The organism is Candidatus Villigracilis proximus (assembly GCF_016717045.1).
Lineage (GTDB): Bacteria > Chloroflexota > Anaerolineae > Anaerolineales > Villigracilaceae > Villigracilis > Villigracilis proximus.
Map to the genome: position 1 here is coordinate 36004 of NZ_JADJUO010000014.1, position 26677 is coordinate 62680.

28 protein-coding genes, 1 tRNA gene and 3 pseudogenes are annotated in these 26677 nt (G+C 47.8%); 20 read left to right on the top strand and 12 right to left on the bottom strand.

Going from position 1 to position 26677, the window contains the following annotated elements:
* The first annotated feature begins 107 nt into the window (after nucleotides 1–107).
* The 7 genes from IPL71_RS15805 to IPL71_RS15835 all read left to right on the top strand — a co-directional run bounded on the left by IPL71_RS15805 (nucleotide 108) and on the right by IPL71_RS15835 (nucleotide 5576).
* Entirely contained in the window at nucleotides 108–650 is a 543-nt protein-coding gene (locus tag IPL71_RS15805; RefSeq protein WP_345323265.1) for a hypothetical protein, read from the top strand.
* Nucleotides 635–979, top strand: a complete 345-nt coding sequence (locus IPL71_RS15810) for a methyltransferase domain-containing protein (RefSeq protein ID WP_345323400.1) — start codon at nucleotides 635–637, stop codon at nucleotides 977–979. Before IPL71_RS15805 ends, IPL71_RS15810 begins: the two co-directional genes overlap by 16 nt.
* A 111-nt stretch (nucleotides 980–1090) precedes the next feature.
* Nucleotides 1091–1162, top strand: a tRNA-Arg gene (locus tag IPL71_RS15815).
* Between the two features lie 171 nt (nucleotides 1163–1333).
* Nucleotides 1334–2428: an SH3 domain-containing protein gene (locus IPL71_RS15820; RefSeq protein ID WP_345323267.1), complete on the top strand. Its 1095-nt coding sequence runs from the start codon at nucleotides 1334–1336 to the stop codon at nucleotides 2426–2428.
* Nucleotides 2429–2745: 317 nt separating this feature from the next.
* Nucleotides 2746–3378, top strand: coding sequence for a redox-sensing transcriptional repressor Rex (locus IPL71_RS15825; RefSeq protein WP_345323402.1), 633 nt, complete (start codon nucleotides 2746–2748; stop codon nucleotides 3376–3378).
* A gap of 86 nt (nucleotides 3379–3464) precedes the next feature.
* Entirely contained in the window at nucleotides 3465–4274 is an 810-nt protein-coding gene (locus IPL71_RS15830; RefSeq protein WP_345323269.1) for a class I SAM-dependent methyltransferase, read from the top strand.
* 30 nt (nucleotides 4275–4304) lie between these two features.
* Nucleotides 4305–5576 (top strand): MFS transporter, encoded by a 1272-nt coding sequence (locus IPL71_RS15835; protein WP_345323270.1) that lies wholly within the window; start codon nucleotides 4305–4307, stop codon nucleotides 5574–5576.
* Between the two features lie 76 nt (nucleotides 5577–5652).
* Here the strand turns inward: IPL71_RS15835 and IPL71_RS15840 are convergent, their stop codons facing one another.
* The 5 genes and pseudogenes from IPL71_RS15840 to atpA all read right to left on the bottom strand — a co-directional run bounded on the left by IPL71_RS15840 (nucleotide 5653) and on the right by atpA (nucleotide 11181).
* Nucleotides 5653–6654, bottom strand: a complete 1002-nt coding sequence (locus IPL71_RS15840; RefSeq protein ID WP_345323404.1) for a rod shape-determining protein — start codon at nucleotides 6652–6654, stop codon at nucleotides 5653–5655.
* A 12-nt stretch (nucleotides 6655–6666) separates the two neighbouring features.
* Nucleotides 6667–7104, bottom strand: a complete 438-nt coding sequence (gene atpC, locus IPL71_RS15845; RefSeq protein ID WP_345323271.1) for an ATP synthase F1 subunit epsilon — start codon at nucleotides 7102–7104, stop codon at nucleotides 6667–6669.
* Nucleotides 7105–7180: 76 nt separating this feature from the next.
* Nucleotides 7181–8583, bottom strand: a pseudogene (atpD, locus tag IPL71_RS15850) (F0F1 ATP synthase subunit beta).
* Nucleotides 8584–8595: 12 nt separating this feature from the next.
* Nucleotides 8596–9486: an ATP synthase F1 subunit gamma gene (gene atpG, locus IPL71_RS15855; protein ID WP_345323273.1), complete on the bottom strand. Its 891-nt coding sequence runs from the start codon at nucleotides 9484–9486 to the stop codon at nucleotides 8596–8598.
* A gap of 32 nt (nucleotides 9487–9518) precedes the next feature.
* A pseudogene (atpA, locus tag IPL71_RS15860) lies at nucleotides 9519–11181 on the bottom strand (F0F1 ATP synthase subunit alpha).
* 590 nt (nucleotides 11182–11771) lie between these two features.
* Between atpA and IPL71_RS26070 the strand changes: the two are divergent.
* Both IPL71_RS26070 and IPL71_RS26075 read left to right on the top strand, forming a co-directional pair.
* A pseudogene (locus IPL71_RS26070) lies at nucleotides 11772–12158 on the top strand (D-alanine--D-alanine ligase family protein); the annotation flags it as partial.
* A gap of 194 nt (nucleotides 12159–12352) precedes the next feature.
* Nucleotides 12353–12583, top strand: a complete 231-nt coding sequence (locus IPL71_RS26075) for a hypothetical protein (RefSeq protein WP_514130806.1) — start codon at nucleotides 12353–12355, stop codon at nucleotides 12581–12583.
* Nucleotides 12584–12771: 188 nt separating this feature from the next.
* On the opposite strand, the gene IPL71_RS15870 is transcribed toward IPL71_RS26075, so the two are convergent.
* The 6 genes from IPL71_RS15870 to IPL71_RS15895 form a co-directional block, all read right to left on the bottom strand.
* The gene (locus IPL71_RS15870) at nucleotides 12772–14205 is read right to left on the bottom strand and encodes a cytochrome c3 family protein (protein WP_345323277.1); all 1434 of its coding nucleotides are present in this window, start codon (nucleotides 14203–14205) and stop codon (nucleotides 12772–12774) included.
* Between the two features lie 9 nt (nucleotides 14206–14214).
* A complete protein-coding gene (locus IPL71_RS15875; protein WP_345323279.1) occupies nucleotides 14215–14769 on the bottom strand; it encodes a hypothetical protein in 555 nt (184 codons plus the stop codon).
* 305 nt (nucleotides 14770–15074) lie between these two features.
* Complete coding sequence (locus IPL71_RS15880) at nucleotides 15075–16385, bottom strand: NAD(P)/FAD-dependent oxidoreductase (protein WP_345323281.1); 1311 nt, start codon at nucleotides 16383–16385, stop codon at nucleotides 15075–15077.
* On the bottom strand, nucleotides 16382–16648 hold the full coding sequence (locus IPL71_RS15885; RefSeq protein WP_345323284.1) for a 4Fe-4S dicluster domain-containing protein: 267 nt from the start codon (nucleotides 16646–16648) through the stop codon (nucleotides 16382–16384). Before IPL71_RS15885 ends, IPL71_RS15880 begins: the two co-directional genes overlap by 4 nt.
* Before the next feature lie 193 nt (nucleotides 16649–16841).
* Nucleotides 16842–17054 (bottom strand): cold-shock protein, encoded by a 213-nt coding sequence (locus tag IPL71_RS15890; protein ID WP_345323286.1) that lies wholly within the window; start codon nucleotides 17052–17054, stop codon nucleotides 16842–16844.
* An 83-nt stretch (nucleotides 17055–17137) separates the two neighbouring features.
* Nucleotides 17138–17788: a PHP domain-containing protein gene (locus tag IPL71_RS15895; RefSeq protein ID WP_345323288.1), complete on the bottom strand. Its 651-nt coding sequence runs from the start codon at nucleotides 17786–17788 to the stop codon at nucleotides 17138–17140.
* 73 nt (nucleotides 17789–17861) lie between these two features.
* Here IPL71_RS15895 and IPL71_RS15900 point away from each other — a divergent pair, with 73 nt between their 5' ends.
* The 11 genes from IPL71_RS15900 (at nucleotide 17862) to IPL71_RS15950 (ending at nucleotide 25865) form a co-directional block, all read left to right on the top strand.
* On the top strand, nucleotides 17862–18776 hold the full coding sequence (locus IPL71_RS15900; RefSeq protein WP_345323290.1) for a hypothetical protein: 915 nt from the start codon (nucleotides 17862–17864) through the stop codon (nucleotides 18774–18776).
* Nucleotides 18777–18945: 169 nt separating this feature from the next.
* Entirely contained in the window at nucleotides 18946–19467 is a 522-nt protein-coding gene (locus IPL71_RS15905) for a hypothetical protein (RefSeq protein WP_345323292.1), read from the top strand.
* A 6-nt stretch (nucleotides 19468–19473) separates the two neighbouring features.
* Nucleotides 19474–19902 (top strand): hypothetical protein, encoded by a 429-nt coding sequence (locus IPL71_RS15910; protein WP_345323294.1) that lies wholly within the window; start codon nucleotides 19474–19476, stop codon nucleotides 19900–19902.
* Nucleotides 19903–19927: 25 nt separating this feature from the next.
* Nucleotides 19928–20488 carry an SPFH domain-containing protein gene (locus IPL71_RS15915; protein WP_345323296.1) on the top strand — a complete coding sequence of 187 codons (561 nt, stop codon included), beginning with the start codon at nucleotides 19928–19930 and terminating at the stop codon, nucleotides 20486–20488.
* Between the two features lie 41 nt (nucleotides 20489–20529).
* Nucleotides 20530–20808, top strand: coding sequence for a hypothetical protein (locus IPL71_RS15920; protein WP_345323298.1), 279 nt, complete (start codon nucleotides 20530–20532; stop codon nucleotides 20806–20808).
* A complete protein-coding gene (locus IPL71_RS15925) occupies nucleotides 20805–22079 on the top strand; it encodes a S24 family peptidase (RefSeq protein ID WP_345323300.1) in 1275 nt (424 codons plus the stop codon). The genes IPL71_RS15920 and IPL71_RS15925 overlap by 4 nt, the downstream gene beginning before the upstream one ends.
* Before the next feature lie 104 nt (nucleotides 22080–22183).
* Complete coding sequence (locus IPL71_RS15930; protein ID WP_345323302.1) at nucleotides 22184–22879, top strand: hypothetical protein; 696 nt, start codon at nucleotides 22184–22186, stop codon at nucleotides 22877–22879.
* A 29-nt stretch (nucleotides 22880–22908) separates the two neighbouring features.
* Nucleotides 22909–23355 (top strand): hypothetical protein, encoded by a 447-nt coding sequence (locus IPL71_RS15935; protein ID WP_345323304.1) that lies wholly within the window; start codon nucleotides 22909–22911, stop codon nucleotides 23353–23355.
* Nucleotides 23352–24221 carry a hypothetical protein gene (locus IPL71_RS15940; protein WP_345323306.1) on the top strand — a complete coding sequence of 290 codons (870 nt, stop codon included), beginning with the start codon at nucleotides 23352–23354 and terminating at the stop codon, nucleotides 24219–24221. Before IPL71_RS15935 ends, IPL71_RS15940 begins: the two co-directional genes overlap by 4 nt.
* A 49-nt stretch (nucleotides 24222–24270) precedes the next feature.
* A complete protein-coding gene (locus IPL71_RS15945) occupies nucleotides 24271–24942 on the top strand; it encodes a hypothetical protein (RefSeq protein WP_345323309.1) in 672 nt (223 codons plus the stop codon).
* Nucleotides 24939–25865 (top strand): pseudouridine-5'-phosphate glycosidase, encoded by a 927-nt coding sequence (locus IPL71_RS15950; RefSeq protein ID WP_345323311.1) that lies wholly within the window; start codon nucleotides 24939–24941, stop codon nucleotides 25863–25865. The genes IPL71_RS15945 and IPL71_RS15950 overlap by 4 nt, the downstream gene beginning before the upstream one ends.
* Nucleotides 25866–26177: 312 nt before the next feature.
* Here IPL71_RS15950 and IPL71_RS15955 read toward each other — a convergent pair whose 3' ends face one another.
* Nucleotides 26178–26666, bottom strand: a complete 489-nt coding sequence (locus IPL71_RS15955) for a PaaI family thioesterase (RefSeq protein ID WP_345323313.1) — start codon at nucleotides 26664–26666, stop codon at nucleotides 26178–26180.
* Nucleotides 26667–26677: the final 11 nt, after the last annotated feature.

Here is a 26677-nt window from a genome sequence, read left to right on the forward strand (position 1 = left end):
GGCTGGTGACTGTTTCACCAGCCTTTTCTCATCTTTATGATGAAGTACCGGCCTATGGTAGAATTTATTTTATCCACACAATTGACCTCCGCCCCTCAGGAAAATAGATGAATCAGACACTCAAAATAAAAATTAAACTTCATAAATTACTACTCCCATTTCTACATTTTTTTCTACCTCTCATTAACTGGGTACATGGCAAGGCATATCAACTGGAATCCCTGCGTTTAAACAAGGATTTATTTTCAAGCGCAGAAAATATTCCGGAAGATGAACTCAAACAAGTCCAACTAAAAATGCGCGAATTATGCAAAATAAAAAAATATGACGCCGATTTCGAAGAATTATGGGTTGGGCACAGTTTTCGCCTCATTCTAACTAAAAACTGGATCGAACAACTTATTGACACCAAAGGTCAAAATTTATCAGCAATTGACCTGGGAACAGAAAGCATTGCAACCGGACTTTGGAAACAATGGTTCCCCAATTATTCCTGGGACAATACAGACTTCGATTTACGTTATACATGGAAATTCCCCGATAACTCAACTGACTTTATTTTATGTACAGAGTTGCTTGAGCATTTATCCGATCAACCCAACGCCATCTTCAACGAGGGGTTTTATAAAACAGGATTGCAGGGACTTTAAAAGAAGCACATCGAGTATTAAAACCCGGAGGATATTTCTTCGCAACCACTCCAAACGCGGCATCCATGTTACATCTGCAAGCCATACTTGAAAAACGCCCGCCCTGGTTTTTTGATCGCCATGTTCGCGAATACACTCTTGACGAATTACTTTTTGAGATGAAAAAAACAGGGTTTCAGATCACAAAAGCCAGTGATGTGCATTGCATGTCCATATACTCCTATCCCGAATATTCATCAATTTTTCAACTGCTTTTAACCAGCGGATATTCCACAAGCGGGCGCGGCGACGATTTATTTATTGTGGCACAGAAACCCCTCTCTGTTTGAGATCATATAAAGCCCACGCTTCTCACTTAACGCAAGGCTGGTGACCGTTCCACCAGCCTTTTCTCATCTTTATGATGAAGACACACCCCCTATGGTAAAATTTGTTAATTCGCCCTCGTAGCTCAATGGATAGAGTATTGGCCTCCGAAGCCGAGGATCGCAGTTCGAGCCTGCGCGAGGGCACACAAAAAAACCGCTTCCTGGCGGTTTTTTTATTTATTCCACAACTTGCATAATCAACATGGACTGCGAACAAAAAATTATATTTCAAATAAAATAATACACCGCACAAAGAAAGGTGTATTATTTTTCTCGCACATCACAAAGAACATGCTTTTTAGATACAATAGAGTTGTGTATCATATTCGCATCCTACTTCTTGTTTTTATCATAATCCTGTCTGCCGGCTGTGGCGCAAACCCTGCTGGTCAAACAGCAACGCCTGATTTTGCAACCGCGGTTTTGCCTTTCACACCAACGCCAGTTTCAACTCCAACACTTGCGCTGCTATCAACCGAGGCTGTGTCTGGTGAAACTAGCGCCCCGGGTATTGCGCCTAGCGCAGGGACAACAACAACACAGATCAATGTACGCGCAGAACCATCCACGGCAAGCGAGACATTGGGGATGATCGGTATATTCACCAGTGTTCAGGTCAACGGCAAGGATGCCAGCGGAAGCTGGTATCAGATCGTTTACCAGGAATCGACAAATGGAAACGGCTGGGTGCGCGCAGAGTATGTGCAAGTGGATGCCGCAGCGGAGATCCCCGTCATCGGGGCTGTGGCAGGTTCCAGGGCGGCAGGAAGCGGGCTTGTCATCCAGAAAATAAACGTCCGCAGTGGTCCAGCTACAACATTTGAATCGCTTGGAATTTTGAGTCCGAACGATGTTGTTTTTGCCACTGGAAAAGATTCCAGCGGCGCATGGATTCAAATTGAATTTTCAACCGCTCCCAATGGAGTTGGCTGGGCGGCCTCAGAATTTTTACAAATAAGCAACCTTGATTCTCTGCCAATTATTGGTGAAACGAAACCGGCAGAGGAATTGCCAGCTGATGCTTTTTCAACACCAATAACCACCTTCTCAGCAATGGAAGACGGGGATTCGATGCAGGCTCCAATGGCGATAACATCCTTTTCAGCCGCAAATACCCGTGTCTTACAGATCACAGGAGATGTTTCTGCGCCCAGTGGAGATACAAAGGATTGGATCCAATTTTCAACAGACAGCAGGATGATTGTGATAGAGGTAATATGCTCAAACAATGCACTGCAAATGGAAGTATGGAATCGCGAGGTGCTTGAAAAAACGTTTTTACTTGCCTGTGGAGAAGAATTGACCTTGACCACCATACCGGACAATTTATATTTTTTGAGTCTTTCAGAACCCAACCCAGGCGAATCTCAATATACAAGCTATATCTTGAAGTTGGAAAGTCTGCGCTGAAATGAGTACCACCAGAACAAGGCTGCCATATTCAGCCTGTAAAGGGACAAACAATTTTAAGCCGGCCATTCTCTGTGACATCGGAATAATGCGAAAACAAGGTCTCATAATTGCCAAAAATTGGCTGTAAAACCAATTCGGGCTTGACGACCCAAAAAATGCTCCAAAAATACACAACTTTAATTCGGGGAAAATAAGTTCAGTTTACTGCAAAAAACTGCGGAAATTTGCAGGTTTACGCTGTTTTTTGATTGTGAAGTACTTGTGTCTAATTGTACAAAACTAAAAATTATGGTAGAGTTATGAAAATTTCAAAAATGCGAGGGCATAACATGAACGCAGAAAAAATCCCTGATATTATCATTGGTCGTCTGCCGGTCTACCTGCGTGCTCTACAGCGCATGGCCGATAATGGACTTAAGACCACTTCTTCACAGGAACTTGGCGAACACGTAGGCATCTCTGCGGCACAAATTCGCAAAGACATCTCACAATTTGGCGAATTTGGCAAACAAGGTACGGGATATTCCATTGCCTACCTATTAGACAAACTACGCGAAATCTTGAAAGTAGATCGCAAATGGGACGTGGTACTGGTTGGTGCAGGCGACATGGGCCATGCGCTTGCAAATTATCAGGGTTTCGCCAATCGCGGTTTTCATATCGTCATGATCTTTGATAATGATAAAGAAAAGGTTGGACAAAAAATCGACCAATTCACCGTTGAAGATACCGAAAAAATGATCGAACGGGTAAAAGCAGCGGGCGTAAAAATTGCCATGCTCACTGTCCCGGCCGCCGCCGCACAAAGCGTAACAGATAAACTCATGCAAGCCGGCGTAAAAGCCTTTTTGAACTACGCCCCGATCAGCCTCAATATGCCAAACAACGTAAAAGTACAATACATCGATCCCGCCACCCACTTACAGCGCATGACCTATTATTTATAAACGTAGAAACACATAAAATGTAAAAAACCCGCCAAATAATGACGGGTCTTTTTTTGGAAAAGCGGCGGAACTTCCCCGATTCGGGAATGTTCGCGCCCCACACCACTTCGCCTCAGACTTACCCAAGCCTGACCAGCCCCAATGCACAGAGTCAGTGCTCGAAACAGGATCAGCTAAAAGCGCATCCAGATGCGAAGCATCATCCTCTCTATGGTAACATCACGCGCATGAGCAAAATATGGAATGCCTCTGAATACGATACATCACGCCGTCGCCTCATCCCGTGCTACGACCTGTTCTATGCCGTCGCCGCAGACCTGACCGCGCGCTCGATCAAAACCCCATCCCCCGCCATTCTCGACCTTGGCGCAGGGACCGGCCTGCTGAGTGAGTTTGTCATGCAAAAGGTTAAATCTGCATCGCTAATCTTATTAGACGAATCAGCAGACATGCTTGCAAAAGCACAGCAGCGATTGGCGCAATACCAACCTACAATTTTCATCCAACCCATGACAGACCCACTCCCCGCCGGGGCTTTTCACGCAGTCATTTCATCGCTTGCGATCCACCATCTCAGCGATGAAGATAAACGCAATCTGTTCAAGCGCATTTATCAATCTCTTGCGCCGGGCGGGGTTTTCATCAACGGCGAACAAATTCTGGGAGATAACGAATGGCAGCAGCAACTCTATGAAGATATACATCTTAACGGTGCCCGTGCATTAGGCAGTGACGAGGATGAAATCCGCGCTGCTCAGGAACGCATGACTTACGATAAATGCGCCACACTTCCAGACCAGGTATCATGGCTTAAAGAAATCGGATTTCAAAACGCGGCATCCTTCTTTCACTCCTTTCGCTTCGCTGTATACGCAGGCTGGAAATCAGAACTCTAAAATATCATTTCTTTTCACGAGAGTATCACCTTGAAAAACCACTCACTAATTACCACACTAAAAAACCTGACTGGAAATCCGCGCGGCTGCGTCTACCCTGAACCATTATGGGGAATTCCTTTCAACTTATATGCACCTTACGCATCCATTTACATGGTCGCAATCGGATTAACCGACAAACAGATCGGCCTGATCGTCAGCATTAGCTGGGGATTCCAAGTGCTTCTTGCATTATTAAGCGGCGTTGTTACCGACAAACTGGGCCGCCGTCTCACAACTCTGATCTTTGACATATTATCGTGGACAATTCCTTCGCTCATATCGGCAGTCGCCCAAAATTTTTGGTACTTCCTCGCAGCAGGGATTATCAACAGTGTCTGGCGCATCACTCATAATTCATGGTCCTGTCTTTTGGTGGAGGATGCCGAAGAAGACCAACTGGTGGATATATACACCTGGATCTATATCGCCAATCAAATCGTCGGATTTGTCGCGCCGCTGGCGGGAATATTGATCGGCATATTCTCTCTTGTACCCACAGTCCGCGGGTTGTATTTTTTCGCCGCGTTCATGTTTACCTTAAAAGCTGTGGTCACTTATCAAATGACTCAGGAAACCAAACAGGGAATCATACGCCTGCATGAAACACGACATCAAAGTGTCTTTAGCGTACTTGGTGAATACAAGGGAGTTTTTCAAAATTTACTTAAATCTCCTGCAACCCTGTACACAGCCGGCATCATGCTCGTCATCAGCATCTCTGCCATGATCAGCGGTAGTTTCTGGGGCATTATTGTTACAGAGAAGCTGAATATTCCGGCGCAAAACCTGGCTTTGTTTCCCTTTGTAAAAACAGCCATCATGCTCGTTTTCTTTTTCTTGATCAATCCAGTATTGAACAGACTGCACTTCAAACTTCCCATGACCATTGGCTTCCTGGGGTTTATTATCAGTCAGATATTATTGATCACTGCGCCAGAGAAGGGTTATTTCATACTCCTGATCAGCGTATTTCTGGAGGCTTGCAGCTTCGCCGCAGTCAGTCCGCTCGTTGACAGGCTGATCGCCTTGACCATCGACCCGAAGGAACGCGCCCGAATTCAATCCATTTTATACGTTGGTGTTATTCTGCTTACCTCTCCATTTGGCTGGATCGCTGGAACACTCTCTACTCTAAACAAAGATCTGCCCTTTGTTATCAACATCATTTTATTTACAGCCGGCGCCGGTCTCGCATATTTGGGAGGAAAGGCCTCGCAAGGAAGGCAAAAAAGCGGAGAGTCCCGCTATTTTGTAAATTAGTAGACAAGTTTTAGGTATCAAAAAACGGGTAACTCAACAGTGAGTCACCCGTTTTTATTTTCTGATTAAGTCAACATTAAACTTGCGGCAAATTCCTGCGGATCACATTCAGCATACTGAAACCCTTTACCGCACCTTGTACCACACAAGTCAACGGGTTATCTACAAGATAAGCTGGAATACCAAGTGATTTTGTCAGTAGTTTATCGACACCGCGTAAAAGCGCTCCGCCGCCGCACAATGCAACACCACGGTCAATAATATCGGAGACCAATTCAGGAGGAGTCTTTTCAAGTACTTTGCGGCCTGTCTCCACGATCTGTTTCAACGGCTCCTGCAAAGCTTCAACAATTTCGCCGGTGGTTAATGTAACAGGGCGTGGCAGACCAGTCACCTGATCCTGTCCCTGCACTTCCATGCTATTTTCAGTATCCTGGGGAACTGCGGCGCCGATACGGATCTTTAACTGTTCAGCTGTTCCTTGCCCAATGATGACTCCATACTTACGACGCACATAATTGACAATGGCTTCGTCCAGATCCATGCCGCCGGCGCGCAATGTATCAGCGGCAACAATGCCATACATCGCCATCACAGCAGCTTCAGTACAACCGCCGCCAAGGCTGATGATCATATTTCCTGATGGGGAATTAATCGGTAAGTCAATGCCAATGGCCGCGGCCAAAGGCTGCTGGATCAGGAACGCTTCACGGCTCCCTGCTTCCATCACAGCTTCATAGACCGCACGGCGCTCCACGCTGGTGACCCCATAAGGAACAGAGATCATCACACGCGGACGAAAGATGCGCATTGAACCGCTTACACGCTGCAATAAATATTGCAGTAAAGTTTCTGTAATTTCGTAGTCAGCGATCACGCCATTTCGAAGCGGACGCGCGACTTCAATACTATCTGGAACTTTTCCAAACATGTCACGCGCTTCGAGACCTGCCGCCACCATTTTCTGGTCATCTACATCAATGGCAACAATCGTCGGCTCTTCCAATAGCACTTGAGCACTATCGGCGAGACGAGTGAACATTGTACCCAGGTCAATACCCAGGTCTTTGGAAAACATAGCCACAGGGGTTTATTGTTCCGAATAGGGAGAGCGGGTGTTCTTGCGATAACGACGGGCAGCGTCGAGACGCAAGTTGGATTTTCGTAATGCGGCTTCCATTGCAAGGTAGGCATCAGTATCTGCAGGTACACCCTTCGCAAGAGCTTCTTCAGCACGTACACGCGCAGCTTCTGCGCGGGCTACATCGATCTCTTCCACATTTTCTGCGGAATCTGCAAGAACAGTAACAATATCAGGTTGAACTTCAGCAACCCCGCCAGCTACTGTAAATACTTCTTCCTTGCCGCCTTTGCGGACTTTGATAAGGCCAAATTTCAAAGTGGTAAGAACAGGTGCATGCTTTGGAAGAATACCCATCTCCCCGGCAGCGCCAGGAAGAACAACAATATCCACATCACCCGCAAATACGGTGCGGTCTTGAGAAACAATTTCACAACGAATGGTCATTTGAGTTCTCCAGTGTCAGGCGTCAAGTGTCAGGTCAAACCTGATACCTGACACTGAAACACTTGACACTACTTATTTACGCACTCTTGGAAAGTTTTGCGGCGCGCTCACGAACATCCTGGATCGTACCGGCCATCATGAATGCCTGTTCGGGGAGATCATCACATTTACCGTCGAGGATCTCACGGAAGCCACTGACAGTATCCTTAAGAGGAACATACCGTCCGTCAATGCCTGTAAAGCGTTCAGCCACATAGAAAGGCTGGGAGAAGAAACGCTCGATCTTGCGGGCACGTGACACGATGAGTTTATCGTCTTCAGAGAGTTCATCGATACCGAGAATGGCGATGATGTCCTGTAAGTCTTTATAGCGCTGCAAGATACGCTGCACTTCACGCGCTGTCCGGTAGTGCTCTTCTCCAACGATGTTGGGATCAAGAATTCGGGAGGTGGAAGCGAGCGGATCCACCGCGGGGTAAATACCTTTTTCCACGATGGAGCGTTCGAGAGCGATCGTCGCATCCAAATGTGTAAAGGTCGCTACTGGAGCAGGATCGGAGTAGTCATCGGCGGGCACGTAAATCGCCTGCATGGATGTGATCGAGCCGGTGCGAGTTGATGTAATACGTTCCTGTAACTCACCCATTTCAGTCGCAAGTGTTGGCTGATAACCTACAGCGGAAGGCATACGACCAAGGAGCGCGGACACCTCGGAACCGGACATGGTGAAGCGGAAGATGTTGTCAATAAAAAGGAGAACATCCTTGCCCTGATCGCGGAAATATTCAGCCATGGAAAGGGCAGAAAGAGCCACACGAAGACGCACGCCTGAAGGTTCGTTCATCTGGCCGTACACCATGACGGTATCTTTCATAACGCCGGACTCGAGCATTTCGCGATAAAGCTGTGTACCTTCACGGGTTCGTTCGCCTACGCCTGCGAACACAGAATTGCCTTCGTGTTCGGTCGCAACAGAGCGGATGAGTTCCATGATGATAACGGTCTTGCCTGTACCCGCACCACCGAAGATGCCGGTCTTACCACCCTTGGTGAACGGAGCGATCAAATCTACAACCTTTACGCCTGTTTCGAAAACTTCCACGCGGGTGGATTGTTCTTCGAAGGAAGGGGCGGAACGGTGAATTGGATAATAAGAAGAAGCGTTGACGGGGCCTTTCTCATCCACAGGTTGACCAAGCACGTTAAAAATGCGGCCAAGAGTGGAAGGTCCAACGGGAACCATGATCGGTGCGCCGGTTGCAATCGCGGGGACACCGCGCTGAAGACCATCGGTTGAGTCCATGGATACGGTACGTACCCAGTTATTACCAAGGTGTTTTTGCACTTCAAGCACTAAAGGCGTCTTGCCTTCACGATCAACTGAGATCGCTTCGAAAGCCCGGGAATGTTTCCTTCAGAAAATTCCACATCTACTACACCACCAAGAATTTGTACGACACGGCCTGTTGAGTTTGCCATGAGTTCCTCCAGTTATTTCGCGGCCAGCGCTTCAGCGCCGCCCACAATGTCTAAGATATCGTTCGTAATGCCTTGCTGACGAACTTTGTTATAAGCCAATTGCAAAGCGCCGACCAATTCTTTTGCATTATCGGTGGCGTTACGCATGGCGATCATACGAGCCGCATGTTCACTGGCCTGGGATTCCAATACTGACTGATAGACTTGCAAAGCAGTAAAGCGCGGAATGATCTCATCAAGGATCACACGCATATCAGGTTCATATTCATACGCTGCAGCCGGGCCGGTGGATTTATTTCCAAAATCCTCCACCAATCCTTCTCCCTCAAGTTCAAGCGGAAGGAGCTTCTTAACTGTTGCGATCTGGCGCCCCATATTGACAAAGTCTGTGTAGACGAGGAAAACCTCATCCACGGCGCCGGTATTGAATTCTTCAACTGCAAGACGGCCAATTGCAGAAACATCGGCAAAACTTGGCGCGGCAGGCAGGTTGCTAAAATCTGCAATTACCTTTTTCCCGCGGCGGATCAACAGGTCACGGCCTTTACGGCCAACAGCTATATATTTAACAGGAACAGCATTCGAGTCAAAACGTTGAGACGTAAAACGGATCACATTGGAGTTGTACGCGCCCGCGAGTCCGCGGTCACCTGTAACAACAATCACCAATGTATTGTTCACTGATTTACGTTTCGCCAAAAGCGGATGCAGGCTGTCACGTCCCGGTTGTTCCGCAACATGTCGTAATACCTGCCAGGCTTTTGTGGCATAGGAACGAGTCGCCGTAACCGCATTAATTGCCTTGCGGACCTTGCTGGCGCTCACCGTTTCCAATGCGCGTGTGACTTGCGAAATGTTTTTTACGCTCTTAATTCGGAGCCGCATTTCACGAGCGGAAGCCATAAGATTAGTCCTTTATTCCTTAGTAGGATAGCCTAAGCTACCCAGCCTGTGCGGAAAGCTTCGAGGGCCTTCACAAGTGCGGCGCGATTATCGTCAGAAATGGCTTTCTTTGCCACAATATCCTTACCAACTTCAGGGTAGGATGTTGCCATAAAACGGATAACGTCCGTCTGCCATTGAGGCATCTTATCGAGAGGCACGCCATCAGCAAAACCATTCGTCCCCGCAAAAAGCAAAATTACCTGATCTACAAGTTCGGCAGGCTGATACTGGGGCTGTTTGAGGATTTCCTGCATGTGCTGACCGCGGCTCAACTGTTGTTGAGTGGACTTATCAAGGTCGGAAGCCATAAGAGCAAATGCAGCCAACTCACGATAAGCAGCCATGTCGAGGCGCAAACGTCCAGCCACTTGTTTCATGGCTTTGGTTTGAGCATCACCACCTACGCGAGAAACCGAAACGCCTACGTTTACCGCAGGGCGGATACCTGCATTGAAAAGGTTGCTCTCAAGGAAGATCTGACCATCTGTAATTGAAATTACGTTCGTAGGAACATAAGCAGAGATGTCACCAAGCAGAGTTTCAATAATTGGCAGGGATGTAAGTGAGCCGCCCGTACCTGCAACTTTAATAATCTTGTGATCATCTGCATTGCCCATATGTTTGCGGGCTTCTTCAGCCTCATCTTTTGAGATCGGGCCGGTATAAACTTTTCCATCTACGCCGTCTTTTTCAGACGCTAATGCTTCTTTGTAATCTTTCTTAACGATAACGTATTTGTTCGCAAGGCGTGCGGAACGTTCCAATAAGCGGGAGTGGAGATAGAACACATCACCAGGATACGCCTCACGTCCAGGCGGGCGGCGCAAGAGCAGGGAAACCTGACGATACGCCCAAGCATGCTTGGAAAGATCATCATAAATGATCAGGGCATCGCGCCCTGTTTCCATGAATTCTTCACCAATGGCTGTTCCAGAGTACGGAGCAATGTATTGCAAAGCCGCCGATTCATCAGCAGCAGCAACGACGATGATCGTATGTTCCATCGCGCCAGCTTTTTCAAGAATACCAAGTGTACGAGCAACGGCGGCCTTCTTCTGACCGATCGCTACATAAATACAAACCAGATCTTTGCCTTTTTGATTAATGATCGCATCGATCGCAATCGCGGTCTTGCCTGTCTGGCGGTCGCCAATAATCAACTCACGCTGACCACGACCCACAGGGATCATCGCATCAATCGATTTGATACCTGTCTGCACGAGTATCCACATCCTGACGATAAACCACACCGGGAGCAATGCGCTCCACCGGGCGGAAACCTGTGGTTGCGATTGGACCCTTGCCATCAATCGGCTCACCCAGCGCGTTAACCACACGTCCGATCATTGCATCACCAACAGGAACGGAAGCAATACGATTTGTACCGCGCACGGTCATGCCTTCAACGATACCGTCGTAGGCACCCATCACGATCACGCCCACACTATCTTTTTCGAGGTTGAACGCCGTACCCATAACGCCATTGGAGAACTGTACAAGTTCCTGCGCTTTGATATTCGCAAGACCACTTACACGGGCAATACCATCACCCGCCTCCAACACAATACCGATATCACTGATATTGAGCTCGGGATTAAAGCCTTCAATTTGTTTCTGCAAATCACCTGTGATTTGCTTGATCAAGTCTGACATTAGGTAGCCTCCACCAAAAAAATTCGTATTAGGTACAAGAACCCGGATAAGGGCTTTATCCGGGTATATGTGTAGTTTTTTCATGCACTTCACCCATTTTTTTCTTTCGTGAGCGAGAGTACAAGCGTGCCAATGATACCTGAAAGGTTGGTGATTGTCTAGTTACAATCACCAAATACCTTAAGAAATGCTGCACACCCTTGTTATCTACACAACATATACTATACTAACGCCCGTCATTTCATATTAAGGAGCAAATAAAAATGCCAGAGTCTCTTATTCGTGAAGAAGAACCTCCCAGTCGTCGTATGAAACGCTATTGGAAAATCGCGGTTCTCGCAAATATCAAGGATGACTCACATCCCAAACCGGAGGGAGTTCCACCAGACGCTTTCGCTGACTTTGACCATATCGAGACAATAGACGCGCTTCGCGCCGCGCTCGAAACTGATGGCCATTCAACAGTCTTTATCCAGGCTGACAGAGACCTGCCCTACGCGCTACGCGAAATAAAGCCTGATATCTGCTTCAACATCGCCGAAGGACTAGGCGGCGACGCACGCGAAGCCCAAGTCCCTGCCCTGCTTGAGATGCTCGGCATCCCTTATACGGGTTCTCGCGTACTCACCAACGGCATCTCACTTGATAAAACCCTCACCAAACGCATCTGGCGTGACCGCCGTCTGCCGGTCGCTCCTTTTCAAGAATTCATTGTTGGTGACGAACCCCTCCGCGCAGAATTAAAATTTCCACTCTTCGTCAAACCTGCGCGCGAAGGCACCGGCATGGGCGTGGACATGAAAGCCATCGTCAACAACGAAAAAGAATTGCGCGAACGCGCAATGTACATCATCAATACCTATCAACAACCCGCGCTGGTAGAAACCTTCCTGCCGGGGCGTGAATTTACGGTCGGCATTCTTGGCCGCGCAGACGCAAAACTATACTCCCGTCATCCTGAATGGTATGAAAAAGACGGCTTCCATCGTTTCCCGGTATTAGAGTTAGACACCACCCGCTCAGTAACTCCCTGGGTTTATGGCCTTGAAGCCAAATCAAAAGACGTTGGTGCAGATGGTTCGCCCGGTTATTTCTGCCCCGCAGACATTGAACCCGAACTCGAAAAAAAGTTAAAAATTTTGCGCTGCGCGCACATCAACTGCTTTACACACTGGATGTCTCCCGCACAGACATCCGTCTCGATGAAGATGGCAATCCGCGCGTCATGGAAATTAATACCCTTCCCGGCCTTACTCCTGATTACAGTGACTTGTGCCTGCAAGCAAAAGCAGAAGGCATTCGCTACGAAGACCTCGTACTCGATATCCTATATCTTGGCGCCAGCCGTTGGGGAATGTTGGAACCACGTGAATATATAGTAGAAACGCCAAAGAAAAAATAATTGGCAGTTCACGATTCTGGAGTCCATCAGCTTGCTGATGACTTGAAATTAGATTCCGTGTTTCACATTTCACGTAAACAGCGCCCACAAGATCAAGTGATCTGTCCGAATCCAGATTCGTTTTCGTGAACTACTCATAATAGAAAAGACAGGTCATTAACTTTCCATGACCTGTCTTTTCTATTTAGTTAGTCATCGTGCTCGCGTCCATCTGCGTGACATTCAACGCAATTCTCAAAGTTGGAAATTCCTTCTTCGCGATGCTCGCCGATGATGTTCGCTTCCGTATGCTCATGACATCCATAACAGGTATAGGTTGTGTATCCAGCAGGATGACAGGTCTTACAAGAAACAGTTCCATTCTCACCATGATTCAACGGGAAGGTGTGCTTTCCATTGAACTCAGCAGGGGTCCACGCGTTTGTTGTATGACAGGCCGCACAGTCAGTACCGAACTGGCCCATATGCTCAGTTGGCTCGGCGTGACAGGCAAGGCAGGTTATATCGAGGCCTGTAAATTGTTCGTTCTTATGACAGGCTTCACACTCCACCTGAACATGCGCTCCCGTCAACGGGAAGTTGGAACGGTCATGGTCAAATTTCGCATCATCCCAATTATTCGGGTTATGGCACACCGAACAATCAGTTCCAAATTTTCCGTTATGTTCATCATCTTGTTGATGACATGAATAGCAATCCTGAGGCGTGCCTTCAAAAACATCATTCTTATGGCAATCTTCACAGGCGGCTTCCCTGTGCTCACCTTCCAACTTGAAATCTGAAAGGTCATGGTTGAAGTTTGCAGGCTCCCAACCCTCGGGCGAATGACACACGGCACAGTCCTGTCCGTACTTGCCGTCATGTTCATCATTGTCTTTATGGCAGGAATAACAATCCTGCGGCGCAGCTTGCAGATCAGCAACCGTGCGCGCATCAAGATGACATTTCGTGCAAGCTACATCGGCGTGTTTGCCATCCAGACGAAATACAAAACCAGAATGCTTGAAGTCGCTGCCGAAAGTATCCACGCCATCATGGCAGGCCAGACAATCTGTCCCGAAGGCCAGGGTATGTGCCTGAGCGAAGACAATGTCCATTTGACGGTGGCAACTGTCGCACGAGTCTGATGCGAAGGTTGCTACATCCTCGTGATGACAATCGGTACAAGTAAACGCTTCTTTCTTAACGGTTAGCTGATGCCCTTCCAATGAATATCCCAGCGCTTCATGCGGAAATGTGTTCTCACCCATATCTGTCAGTGAAGCAGTGGCCCCGCGATGTTCAGGGTGACATTCGCGGCAGGAAAGGTTTGGATTATTTTGTGTGATCGTGCCATGTAGTTTTGCCACATCCAGCATTTGCGCGGCAATGTCGGTGTGACAATCTGCGCAGCGGTCGGCCATTTTATCCGCACCGATCGGAGGCACGTGACAGACCGAACATTCAGTGATCTCTGCGTGTGAACTTACACCGCCATACATATCTCCCGGCTGGGCATTCAACGCCCCCGCCGAAAACATCTGACTGCCATTCATAAACGCAAAGCCAATAATCACAACCAATGTAATAAGGGTTGCGATTATTCCAGTGGCGGTAAAACATCCAAGTCGATTGCTATGCATAATGGCATCCTATTTGAGTAGTGTGGCGTAATAAAGCGCCCCGCCCATGTGGACAAAGGCCGAAACGAACAACACCATACCGATCGGAATATGAATCGTATGCCAAAGCGCCATGAGCTGACGTGCCTGCCGAAGCGCGGACTCTGAAAGTGTCCCCTCAATTTCAAGCCCATCAAGCGTGCGTGGAATACGCGTAAAAATATAACGTCCAATGAAACCACTGACCACGATCACGATCGTAAATAAAGTGGTCACTCCAGCCAGACCGTTAAATTTCCATGAGGTATGCAGCAGAACCATGTATGGTCCCACTAATCCTGTAAAAATATGAAATTGCAGCCAGGATGACATTCTGCCCCAACTAGCGCTGCGAGTGCGTTTCCGCAGGCTGTAAAGGATTTCGGTCATCAGCATCAAAACAAAGCCGAAGATGCCGAGTGCATGGCCAAATAATTCACCAGCCGCAGGGATTTCCCGTGTTACAAAATATACCCCGCCGTACAACCCCGTAATTAAAAAACCGACAAAAAAAGCCCACCAGAGTTCTCTATTGCTACGAAGCATGATGCCCACTCCCGTTCTTTATTTTTTACTACCGCACGTTTCTCTCATAAAAAACCCTAAGAGACTGTTTAATAAGTCTGTGTTTTTGACCACAACACTTGCACCGCACGCCACTACAGTCCCCGAAGTGAAACGAGTGGGAGTGCAGGTGAGGCACAAAGACTCTAAGGAAAAAACTTCGTGGCTTTGTGTCTTTGTGACTTAGTGGTTAAGTTATTAAACAGCCTCTAAAGGTCTATTCTGTTAATCAGACTTTTACGAAAGCGAAGCAGACCTTTAGAGTTTGTGTGTACGGTAGAGAATTTCTACAAAGATACTTTCTCTCTCCACTTGATCCAGAAATCAGCGATTAGGTCGGCCACTGGTGGTTCAGGTTCCATTAACTTTTCACGAATGGGAGAAATATCCGCACCTCCTGCAATCATTTTCTGCAAAGGCCACGAAAGAGTCTGGTCACCCATCACAATCGCGCCGATCAACGTTTTCTCGCCGATCATCAAACGCATGTGATTAATATCAAAGCCGCTTTGCGCCGCAATGGCATCGGGCATATCACGCCAGGTTTCGCTGTCGCCGCGCGCAATCCCTACGATATCTTCATCACGTCCGCGCCCGACGGTGCCGATAATAGTGGTGGTCAGGCCGGCGAGACGTGTCACATTAAACGGTGCTGACTTTAAATAAGCCGTCTTGCGTCCGGCCATATTCATCCCCGCCACCTGACCCTGCTCACGCGCCGGATTCCACAGACTATCCAACACAGCGCGCCCCGATAGCGGATCAAAAGCCTGCGCCACGTCACCCGCCGCGTAAATATCGGGATCGTTGGTTTGCAGATGTTCATCCACCAAAATTCCGCGATCTACATTCAAATCAGTATTCTGCACAAGCTCAAGGCATGGATGAATTCCAATCGCGTAGGCCAGCATGTCACATTTGATCGTCTGCCCGTTCTCCAGAAGAATCGCAGAAACACGATTTTTCTTTCCGACAATTTCTTTTAATTCAGCATGATAATGAAGTTCCACCCCTTCAGCCTGTAAACGGCCTTCCACCACTTTTGATTCGCGTTGATCGAGCACATTGCTCCAATATCTATCACCACGCAAAAGATAATGAACCTTCATGCCGCGCGCCAGCAAACCTTCGGTCAACTCAAGTGCAGTAATTCCACCGCCAACAACCACGGCTGTCTTTCCGCTCTTCGCCAGTTTGAGAATATTCTGCGCATCGGTCAAATGATCCAGTTTTACAACGCCATCAAGTTTTGAACCTGGAACTTTCAACGGCAAAGCGCGCGCACCAACAGCAATCAACAACTTGTCATAAGTTAATTGCGGCTTTCCTTCTATTTCCAAAGCGTGCTCTGAACGCAGAATTCGTGTGACACGGCATTTATGGAAACTAAATTTTATTTTTTTATAATCTTCCAAAGTCCGCGGATATAAAGCCTTATCCTGCAATTCCCCTGTTAAATAGTAAGCCAGCCCGGGACGTGAGTAATATCCATGCGGATCGTCGCTGATCATGATAATTTCCCCAACCCTATCCACCGAGCGGATCGCTTCAATCGCCGCATATCCAGCTACGCCCGCACCAATAATGACGTATCTCATGCGCCTCTCCGCTCGAAGAGATCTGTCTGCACAAAACGCAGCACCCCGCGCGGACAACGCGCCACGCACTCGCCGCAAGTCAGGCATTCACTGTTCTTAACCGCTTCATCGCGCCAAACATGCGCGCGAACATCAATCCCAATCGGACAGTTATAGGTGCAAATGCCACACTGCACACAACGCGCAGAATCAGGCACAACATGGCCTGAATACAGTGCGGTGCGCCGGTTGGCATCGCTCTTGAAAATATTAAGAAATGACACAGGAAAACCCTCCGTCTATTAGTCGTTGAAATTGAAAAAAAGTTACGGGCAGGTTTTTATTGTAGGCCGTTCACAAAAACAAGGGTAGTAACGGAAGTCACCCATTTTCTTTACAGTCCCCAAACAACAAAAAAACAGAGCTGCCGTGTGGCAGCTCTGTTTGGTCGCAAAACTTCAGCCGTCAGGCACAGTCTTACGAGAGCGGAATTACATTGGCGGCCTGCAAACCCTTGGGGCCGTCTTCGATGGAAAACTCCACCTTTTGTTCGGCTTCAAGTTTGCGATAACCATCGCTCTGAATGGCGGAAAAATGAACAAACACATCTTCACCACCATCGCGCCCAATAAAGCCGTAGCCCTTGGTCGCATTGAACCACTTGACGGTTCCAACAAAACGCTCAGACATCTTCACTATACTCCTGCTGAGAAAAATTTATGCCGCCCACCCCGGCATTTCGGGCGCAAGATTATCATAGCGAATTATTGATGTCAAGATTGTTTTTTCTTCTTTATGGATGCGTATCTGGAAGTAAGATGGAACCACCAGGGCGACCACTTCGCCTGCATCTTTGCCCCGCGGATGACACCCCGCATCCCCTCCGGACCTGTGAACTGGTCCAGCAACAAGAGAGATCTCCCCACCTCGAAAGCTGCGTGCGCGTCCGAGCCAACTGTCCCGGCGAGATTGTGCATTTGGGCAAACAGGCCCGCCCGACGGTTGAAGCGCGGAAACATGCAGCGTGAGTTATACACTTCGATCGCGTCCACAAATGGAAGGATGTCCAACAAATCATTTTCCTTCCATCCGCCCTCACGCAATTCATCAAACGGATGCGACACGCTAATGAACGCGCCCTGTTCCTTTAATATCTTAAGCGTTTCCTGTGGTGAAAGTCCGCGCGGAATTTCCTCCTGCACAAAGGCAGCAAGAATCTCACCTTTGGTGGTCATGATCTCTTCGCCGATAATGATCAGCTCAGGATCAATGGCCTGTGCCTCGCGCGCGCCAGCAATTGAATTGTGATCGGTCACCACCACGCGGTCAATTCCCTTGCGACGTGCGACCTTAACCAGATCAACCGGACGGGTCAGCGAGTCTTTTGATGCATAAGTATGGCAATGGAATTCAAGTTTAATCATGACATTTGTTCTTGACAAAGAGTTTTCAGAGAGTATATACTGTTTTAGTCAATTTAATCACAGGTGGTCATATATGGTGGGCGCTCTTTTTAGTATGACAGGCATGGTAAATGAAAACATCGGCATCGTCGTCACTGGGGCTTTTTTACTGGCGATAATTTTATACATCATATTTCAATCCCACAAAAAAGCAAAAGATGATGGGCTGTTGTACGGCGTATTTTTTTTGATTGTTTATGTTATTGAATTCAGCATACCCATTGCATTATTTTTTTGGCTTCCCAATCAACTTGAAAATTTATCTGGAAAATATTTCCCGATCAAGGAACTCGCCCGTTGGATTCGCTGGGGTGAAATTTTTGTTGCCGGTATTTTATTTATCAGATCAAGAAAACACGCCGAAACACGCGGATTGACCTCATTCCTCGGTCACTACGCCTTATTCTTCTTCGCCTGGTTCATTGACCGCTGGTCTGGCATTATTATCATCGCATTGCCGCTGCTCTTCATTTACTATTATGTGATGTCGCGTGTTGCGCTTGAGATTATGCCTGCATCCAATCTGAATGATAAAAAAGAAAAATATAACAGGTTTAATGTTTTTCTCTCCTATACCTGGGGCTTGCAACAACCGATATGGAAAACGCCATCCAACACAGCGCAGGAAGCTGAAAAAAGAATTGACGGTGCTCCAAGTTTTATAAAAGCTCCGGGCATGGTGTGGACACATCCACATCAAGTGATCGGCATTACCGAAGGCCCAAAATTCAGCGTGGAAGGACCCGGCTTGATCTTCCTTAAGAAAGGCAAACAGCCTTTTGATGTTATGGATCTACGCGATCAATCGTGCAAATCAACGATCAAAGCCATGTCGAGAGACGGTATTTCATTTGAAGCGGAAGTGACCGCCTCATTTCACGTAGACCGCGAAATCTGGTCAAAGGAAAAAGCATCAAAACCTGCGGCGTGCAAATCCCATACTGCGTGAAGGGAGGGAAATTGACCGAAATTCAAACGGAACTTTTTCATATTCGCATGCGCGCGTCAAATCTGTATTAAGCTATCGAAGCAAAAAATTTACAGCCGACGGCAGGGAGGAAATAGAGCGCTGGAACGACCATGTATTAAACATTGCCGAAGAAGCCGCGCGTGAGGTTTTGGCTGAGCGAAGCATCGAAGACCTGTGGAGAGCCCAGGAAAACGAAAACAGCAGCGCAGCAGAAGAAATTATCAGTGAAATGAAAAATCTTATCAATGAGAATTTACCTGCAAACGGCATCAATCTGATCCACGCAAAAGCCTTCAACTTTTGCTTCAAAGAAGGCAGTATTAACGAAAAAGAGGAAGACCATATAACAGAACAGCAGCTTGCCACCTGGAGCGTGGAATGGAGAAGACAACAAGCGATTACATTGGAAAATGGACTGGCCGAATCTGAACGAATCCAAAACGAAGCGCGTGCATACGCCCACTCGATTCTGTTAACTGCCATCGCGGAAGGCTTGCAACAAGCGCGTTTAATACACCCAAATCTGCCGCGCTATGTGATCGCCATGCGATTTGTGGGCGCGCTCGAAAAAATGATCGAGCAGCAACCCGAAACAGTCGACAAACTGGAAGCCCGCGCAACCCTTGGCAATGTTAAAGCGCACTTCTTAACAAGACCGAGCGGAGAGTAATTTCCCATGTCCACTACTCCACATATCGACCCCAAAGATTGGCAAAGCCTATATTCAGAAAATCGGGCGCATCGCGATTCGTTAAAAAAAGCCGGAAAACTCATCCTGCCAGTCTTAAGCGCTCTGCTTCCACCGCTTCTTTTTCTCATTACATACACGGCGCGTTTACTGGAGAACCAGCCTACACAAGAAATTGCAAAATGGCGTTTAGCGCAGGGCATCATGTTAATGATCGTCCTGATTATTTTTACCTTACTTTGCATTCGTTATCTATTTAAGACCGCCGCGCGATTTTTAGAAAAATTTCATAACTTGACTGTTGAAAATGACGCTGCCAGTCTGGTGCGTCTGCGTATTAGGACTTCCCCCTCTCCCCCCACCGCTTTCCACGTGGATAAAATTCCCGGCCGTTTCCCTAAAAGGCGAAAAACTTGACCCACCCGATCACTGGTCAACCAGCGTGGGCGGACCTGCAAAATTAAATATCAGCACAGGTCATGCGCTTTATCTTGAGCGCGGCGGTTATTTTTCAAGGGTGGTCGGGCAGGGTTCCGCTTTTCTCGATTGGAATGAACGGATCAGTGCGGTTGTAAATGTAGGCCCGCACAGTGAGGAAATGTCCATCACCGCGTGGACAAAAGAAGGCATCAAGGTTGACGTAAAAGCAAAGGGAGAATACTTCCTTGGTCACTCACGAACCGAAGATGAAGACAATATCCTGATTCCTTTTGACGCTGAAGCCATTCGCAAAGCAGTGGAACATACCTTCAAAAGCGGCAAGGAGGCGAATGAATGGTTAATTTCTGCCGTAATGCAAACCAAGGGAATCCTTGGGTCTTATATTTCAAATCAATTTCTGGATGATCTATTCCTAAAAGATAACAGCAGCCTTACTTTGCTTTCCAATGCAAACATTAAAGAAATGCATAACACGATCAATGCCAGGTTGCAGCAATATGGTGCGTATCTTTCCAATTTCCAGATTTTCGATATTATCCTGCCGCCAAAGGTGAGGAATTAAGGGTTGAAATCTGGAAGGCACATCACAAAAACATTGAAGTGGTGACAGACGGCGAAGTAAAAGCGCACCAGATCCGTATGCGTGAAAAAGCACGCGCAGAAATCCAGCGCGACTTGATATTCACCCTCGCCAATGGACTTGACCGGATCGATTCAAACAACTTTCCTGAGCCGCTTCTGTTATCGATTTCTGTGTTGCTTGACCAGAATATGAAAGACCCAATGGTACGCGCAAACCTGGCAAAAGAATCGCTGGAGACACTTGAAAAAATGCAGGAGGCGATCAAGTTTCCGCTGCAATTGCCTGGCGAGGATACATGAAAGACGAAGTTAACACGATCCTCAATTATCTGGATGGCGAGAATGTCATGGTTCTTTTACGAAACCAGCTTCTTTCATCAAGCGCATCACGTCCCGCAGAATTAGCGCAGACAGTTGCCAGCCTGCGTGATGCCATCAAGCAAACCAATATCCAAAGCCACAAATACGCGGGCTATTATTATTTATTTTTAGGGTGCGCGTATTACGAACAGGATCAATATAAAAACGCAGTGAGCAGCCTGCAAAGCGCGGTAAGTGAGTTATGGGGCTCGCAAGTCAACAAGGCGCTGGCGCGCTGGTTGATCGGATTGTGCCACGCCAATATGCAGGATTTTCCAAAGGCGCGTAACGAATTACAGGAGGCCCTGCAATTGCTGGCAACCCACATCGGCAATAACTCACCGCGTACAGACAAGGAATATAGATCACGTCAAACAATTCGACAAAACATCAAAGATGCACATGATCGACTTTTCAACGAACCGCTCTTTCGTAACGTTTTGCCTGATCCCGCTCAAAGCGCTGACCGTTTCCCTGTGCAGGACCCACCTACAGATGAGAAAGATGCGTTCCCCACTTCATTCAACATGCCCATTTCGGTCACGAATGAAAATTATCCAACGATCAATGTTCCGGTCAATGTAAATAATGAGAATTCGCCGGTCAATAAAATTTCATTTCAGCCGCCATCACCCAACCCAGAGCCCAAAACCGCCAAAGCGGAGCAACAGCAGGAATACGAACCGGAAAGGCCGCACGAAACCCGCACGGATGATGACGGGTATTTGGTGATAAGGTCCATTCCGGTTTACAATAAGTTTGCACGTGCGGGAAATGAAAAAGGATCAAAACCAGAAATTAGCCAGGGGCAGGCCGCAGAATTCCATCAAGTCAGCATTGACGGAAAAATCTATTCCATTCATTCCTTGAAATCAAACACAAAACAAGTCAATGTCAATCAGGATGGAATGTGGGGTTGGATAAAAGTAAAGGGACAAAGCATGAATGCGATGAAAGGTAATGTTTCCATTAATGATGGCGACTATATCCTTTTTCAATACAACTCAAATGCCAACGACAATGATATTGTGATTGCCACCCGCAAAGATGCCAATATTAGTACGCAGGATGCATCTACGCACGTGAAGCGATTTCGAAAACTTGAGAACATGTTCTATTCTGAATCCACAGAAACCGGCCCTAACTATGAACCGATAGATATGAAAGCAAGCAACATGAAAATCATCGGTATCGTCTACTGGATCGCCTGATCTTTTTTTTCTCGCAGTTTATTCTTCCCATTCAAAACCCGAAGCACAGACAGGAAATCTACTCGCGGGTAAAGAATTTTGAAACCAATGACCGTGGACCTGCCTTGTTCATCAAAAATGGACGTGTGATCACGCACGAAGGCGAAGAAGATAAACACGGCCCGGGCGTCATTGTTTTGGATACCGCCAGCGCTGCCGTTCTGCGCACCGATACTGAGATCAGAGATACTGTTGGGCCGGGGGTTGTGTTCACAAAAAGCTATAAGCACAATAATGAAATCCGTAATGAATATATCGCGGGGAGCGTTGACCTTCGGGCGCAGCAGCATTTTATCGGGCCGCTGCCCACCGATCCATCCTTCCTTAAACCTGTGTTGATCTCCTCAACCAAGGATGACGATGAAATGCAAAGCCGCCGCCAACAAACCAGCGGAGCCACACGAGACGGCTTTGATATTTCAGCCTCGATCAGCATCAAGTTCAGCATCAAACGTCCACTAAATAATGAAAAGACGATTTCTGAAAGCGGCGTACGCTCGCAATACGGCTTTGACCCCGAAGCCGTGCGCAACGCGATCACACGTGAAGTGATCCAGCTTGGCACATCGGAAGACAGCAAAATTCGTCTGGAGTGGAATCAACTGCCCGCCCATCTGGTTGTCAATATCTGGCGCGAATATATCCGCAAGTTCAAACTGGGAGACTTGTTTATATCCGGCGCAGACAGCAAGTTGAGCGGATTGCAATTAATCGAAGATATGATCAACCAGCGCGTCAAAAAGAATACGCAGAATCTTTAGACGACACCGGCACGCCCACTCAAGGTTTGATGGAAAGCCTCGAATTCAAGCAGCTCCAATCCCGCGGACTTGAGATCATGGAAGTGCGAATCCATAATGTGCTCTTTGAAGCATCCATCGAAGATCAGACCATCCAGCAATGGAGCACCGAGTGGATGAAAATTGCCAAGAAAGAAGAAGATTACTTAAAAGACAAGGAAACGCTGATCGAAACTGCATCACGCGATGAAGGCAGCAAAGCCTTCGCAAAGATCGTCTCCAAGCCATTTAGCGGAAAAGCCACCCAGCCGCAGCAAAATCCATTTAAAACGCTGCAATTGTTGATCCTGCCTTTGAAGGAATTTATCCTTAACGAAAGCAGCGCCAATAGCGACATGGAAAAAGAATTAAGAAAACTAGACGAGATCTGGAAGTGGGTATTGGATAATAGCTCAGACGGAATTCCCCGCGCTCCGCAAAGGAGCGACAAGCCATGAGAAAAAAAATGCAAAACAACGACCTTATGGAAATGATCTTTGGCCTGAAAGATGAGAACGTGGAGTTCAGAACCAAATGGCGCATCATTGCAATCGCGGCCGCCTGGCTCGTCTTAAGCGGCTTCACCATGATCCTTACCAGCTTCGGCGCGGGAGGCAATGAATACAGCACCGTAATCGTCATCGTCTTAAGCTTTCTGAAATACATTCCCTTATTGTTTGTCGCGTACAGTCTTTCCAAAAAAATGGCGGCGCGTTATCTGGAAGATGTGTATGAACTGGATGATGAAGAACTTGCCTCTAAATTCATTGAGGATATTGCCTTTGGCAATGGCAACGAAAAGATCGTGATCGACGAAGGAAAGATCACCGAAGCAGACGAAATGTCACCACTGATCCTGATCGGCGGCCCCGGCTCCATTCAAGTCAACCTGGACAGTGTGGCGCTGCTTGAAAAAGTAAACGGAGAACCAAAAGTCATTCATCCGCGCAGCGAACCCTGGAAACTTGGCAGATTTGAACGGGTGCGCGAGATCGGAAAATCAGATCAGGCCGGTGAACGCGAATATGCCATCATCAATTTGCGCGATCAATTCGCCAGCGGACTTTCTCTCAAGTCGCGCACCAAAGACGGCATCCCGATCGAAGCGCAGGATATCAAGATCATCTTTAGTATTCTTCGCAAAAAAACAAACGAAACCGCATCCACGCAAAACGATACGCTTCTCTTTGCAGAAGGCGCTGTGCAAGCTCTGGTCTATAACCAAACCACCATCACCCCTGAAGCGTCGGTCCCTTCGGGTATCACCTTCCCCCTGGGACAGCACCATTATTCCGCTCATCAATTCCAGAGTTGGAAGAGTTGATCAAATCGCACACCTTAAGTGAAATACTGGCGAGCATCAGCCAAAAGAAGTGGACAATGCCTCCAACAACGATCAAACCATCGCACAAATGCGGGTGGAATTAACCGGACAGCACTCACTCAACGGAGAGAAAAAAGAATCTGTCCTGCCGCATTTCAAATCACGCTCCACCATCACCGCGCAATTCTTTGAGAAAAAATTTACAGCAAAAGCCGCACTGCTCGGCGTATCAGTTGAATGGATCGACATCGGCACATGGCAGCTTCCCTCCTACCTGATCCACGATAAACTCAAAGACGCGTTAAATCTTTCACGCGACAACGCCAAAAAACGCAGCGCCGTGGAAAAATCAAAAAAGACACATGAAATGGCCGAGGTCATCAAACTGATCAACAGCGTGGTGATCGAAAACTACGAAAAAGGTCACATGCCTCACAAAGGCCGCGATGTGGAAAAAGACCTGCACGAACTGGGCGCCATTCTGGTAATGAATCCCGAATTGAAAAGCCAATTCGCCCAGCGCGATGCCAGCAAAAAAGACGCAATCACCATTGCCCAGGAAATCTTAAAAACATTCCGCAAGGAAATGATCGCGGCAAAATTACTGATCGAAAACGACAGCCGCCCGCTCGAAGAAAAACAAGCCGAACTCGCCAAAATCGAAAAGGCCCTCTACGACATCTCCTATCTCACCAACCACTGGATCAAAAAACCATCATGAAACATCCCAACTTCACCATTGCATCTGAAATTCAACAAGCGCTGAATCTTGGCGCGCCCATTGTTGCACTCGAATCCACCGTCATCACGCACGGCCTGCCGCGCCCGCAAAATTTGGAACTCGCACGCGACATGGAAAAGAACGTGCGCGACTCAGGAGCCGCCCCTGCCACAGTCGCATTGCTGGATGGAAAGATCCGCATCGGACTCTCAGACGGAGAACTGGTTCAGCTTTCTGAAGCAGACTCTGTGCTGAAAGTGAGTCACCGCGATTTCGCCACTGCCATTGTTAAAAAATCTCACGGCGGAACCACCGTAGCCGGGACGATGTTCGCCGCGAACATGGCCGGGATTAAAGTCTTCGCCACCGGCGGCATCGGCGGCGTCCACAAAGAATCAGCGTTTGATATCTCAACCGACTTGCACGCCTTATCGAACATCCCGATGATCGTAGTTTGCGCCGGCGCAAAAGCTATTTTAGATCTGCCCGCCACGCTTGAATATCTTGAAACCATGGGCGTACCGGTCATCGGTTACAAAACTGACGAATTCCCCGCCTTCTACTCCCGTGAAAGCGGACTTAACGTCAGCGCGCGTTTAGACTCGCCCGAAGAGATCGCCGAATACGCCAAAGCCCACTGGGACCTCGGCATGCGCAGTGCCATCCTCGTGACGAACCCTGTCCCCGAAGCAGATGCCATCTCAAAGTCAGAAATGGAACCGATCATTGCCAAAGCGTCAGCAGAAGCGATTAAGCAGGGAATCCACGGACAGAAATTAACTCCATTCTTATTGGGCCGCATCAGCGAGTTGACCGAAGGCAAATCCCTGCGCTCCAATTTGGCATTACTACTAAACAACGCCCGCCTCGCCGCGCAAATTGCAGGAGAGATGGAAACGAAGAAGAAGGTTTGGGCAATTTAGGGAGTGGGGGGAAGTGAGAAGTAATGGACAGTGAGCAACGGGCAGTAAAAAGTGAGAAGTGAGAAGTTATCTCGCGTGGACGGTGGTCTGAGAAGATCACTGGCACACGCGAGATTTTTTTATTTTTAACGAAAAGACCTGACAGGTTTCCGTGAAACCTTTACAGACTCAGGTCGTTGTCCACGCAAAAGTTATGCTACGCAAGCGCCGCGATAAAACCTGTCAGGTCTGTAGATGTTTATATGTTTTCATAAACCTACAATTTTCAAAAAAACTTCTCGCTTATACCCATCACGTTTCACTTCTCACTTTTCATCCCCCATCCTTCAGCAATTCCTTCACCAAACTCTCCGGCACCTGCACCGCAACCACTTCCCCTTTGACCGTAATCACGCCGTTTGCAATGATCCATTCTTCGATCACAACCTTGCGTCCCTTTACTTCTTTCACCTTCGCGCGGACTTCGAGAATCGGTCCCATGGGCGTGGGCTTGAGATAATCCACGTGCAAGGAAGCGGTCAGATAACGCAAAGGCGGCTCGGTATCCATCGCGCGGTTTTCGGCGCGATAACCAGCGGCGGCGGCTGTGCCTGTGCCGTGACAATCCACCAGCGAGGCGAGCAGTCCGCCGTAGACATAGCCGGGGATGGCGGTGTGATACGGTTTGGGCTGAAAGTGACAAACTGATTCATCACCCTCCCAAAAACTTTTAATTTGATGTCCGAGGTCGTTCATGCTTCCGCAGCCATAGCAATGCGCGAAATATTCGGGGTAGTAATCTTGGAAGGCTTTGTCGGTCATGGGAAGTCCTT

Excerpts from the sequence above, each read along its gene's own strand:
- IPL71_RS15880 (WP_345323281.1), bottom strand. The coding sequence starts at position 16,385 with ATGAGATACGTCATTATTGGTGCGGGCGTAGCTGGATATGCGGCGATT.
- IPL71_RS15875 (WP_345323279.1), bottom strand. The coding sequence starts at position 14,769 with ATGCTTCGTAGCAATAGAGAACTCTGGTGGGCTTTTTTTGTCGGTTTT.
- IPL71_RS15895 (WP_345323288.1), bottom strand. The coding sequence starts at position 17,788 with ATGATTAAACTTGAATTCCATTGCCATACTTATGCATCAAAAGACTCG.
- IPL71_RS15910 (WP_345323294.1), top strand. The coding sequence starts at position 19,474 with ATGTCCACTACTCCACATATCGACCCCAAAGATTGGCAAAGCCTATAT.
- IPL71_RS15830 (WP_345323269.1), top strand. The coding sequence starts at position 3,465 with ATGTTCGCGCCCCACACCACTTCGCCTCAGACTTACCCAAGCCTGACC.
- IPL71_RS15805 (WP_345323265.1), top strand. The coding sequence starts at position 108 with ATGAATCAGACACTCAAAATAAAAATTAAACTTCATAAATTACTACTC.
- IPL71_RS15870 (WP_345323277.1), bottom strand. The coding sequence starts at position 14,205 with ATGCATAGCAATCGACTTGGATGTTTTACCGCCACTGGAATAATCGCA.
- atpG (WP_345323273.1), bottom strand. The coding sequence starts at position 9,486 with ATGGCTTCCGCTCGTGAAATGCGGCTCCGAATTAAGAGCGTAAAAAAC.
- IPL71_RS15890 (WP_345323286.1), bottom strand. The coding sequence starts at position 17,054 with ATGTCTGAGCGTTTTGTTGGAACCGTCAAGTGGTTCAATGCGACCAAG.
- IPL71_RS15825 (WP_345323402.1), top strand. The coding sequence starts at position 2,746 with ATGCGAGGGCATAACATGAACGCAGAAAAAATCCCTGATATTATCATT.
- IPL71_RS15955 (WP_345323313.1), bottom strand. The coding sequence starts at position 26,666 with ATGACCGACAAAGCCTTCCAAGATTACTACCCCGAATATTTCGCGCAT.
- IPL71_RS15950 (WP_345323311.1), top strand. The coding sequence starts at position 24,939 with ATGAAACATCCCAACTTCACCATTGCATCTGAAATTCAACAAGCGCTG.
- IPL71_RS15840 (WP_345323404.1), bottom strand. The coding sequence starts at position 6,654 with ATGTTTTCCAAAGACCTGGGTATTGACCTGGGTACAATGTTCACTCGT.
- IPL71_RS15925 (WP_345323300.1), top strand. The coding sequence starts at position 20,805 with ATGAAAGACGAAGTTAACACGATCCTCAATTATCTGGATGGCGAGAAT.
- IPL71_RS15940 (WP_345323306.1), top strand. The coding sequence starts at position 23,352 with ATGAGAAAAAAAATGCAAAACAACGACCTTATGGAAATGATCTTTGGC.
- IPL71_RS15935 (WP_345323304.1), top strand. The coding sequence starts at position 22,909 with ATGGAAAGCCTCGAATTCAAGCAGCTCCAATCCCGCGGACTTGAGATC.
- IPL71_RS15900 (WP_345323290.1), top strand. The coding sequence starts at position 17,862 with ATGGTGGGCGCTCTTTTTAGTATGACAGGCATGGTAAATGAAAACATC.
- atpC (WP_345323271.1), bottom strand. The coding sequence starts at position 7,104 with ATGACCATTCGTTGTGAAATTGTTTCTCAAGACCGCACCGTATTTGCG.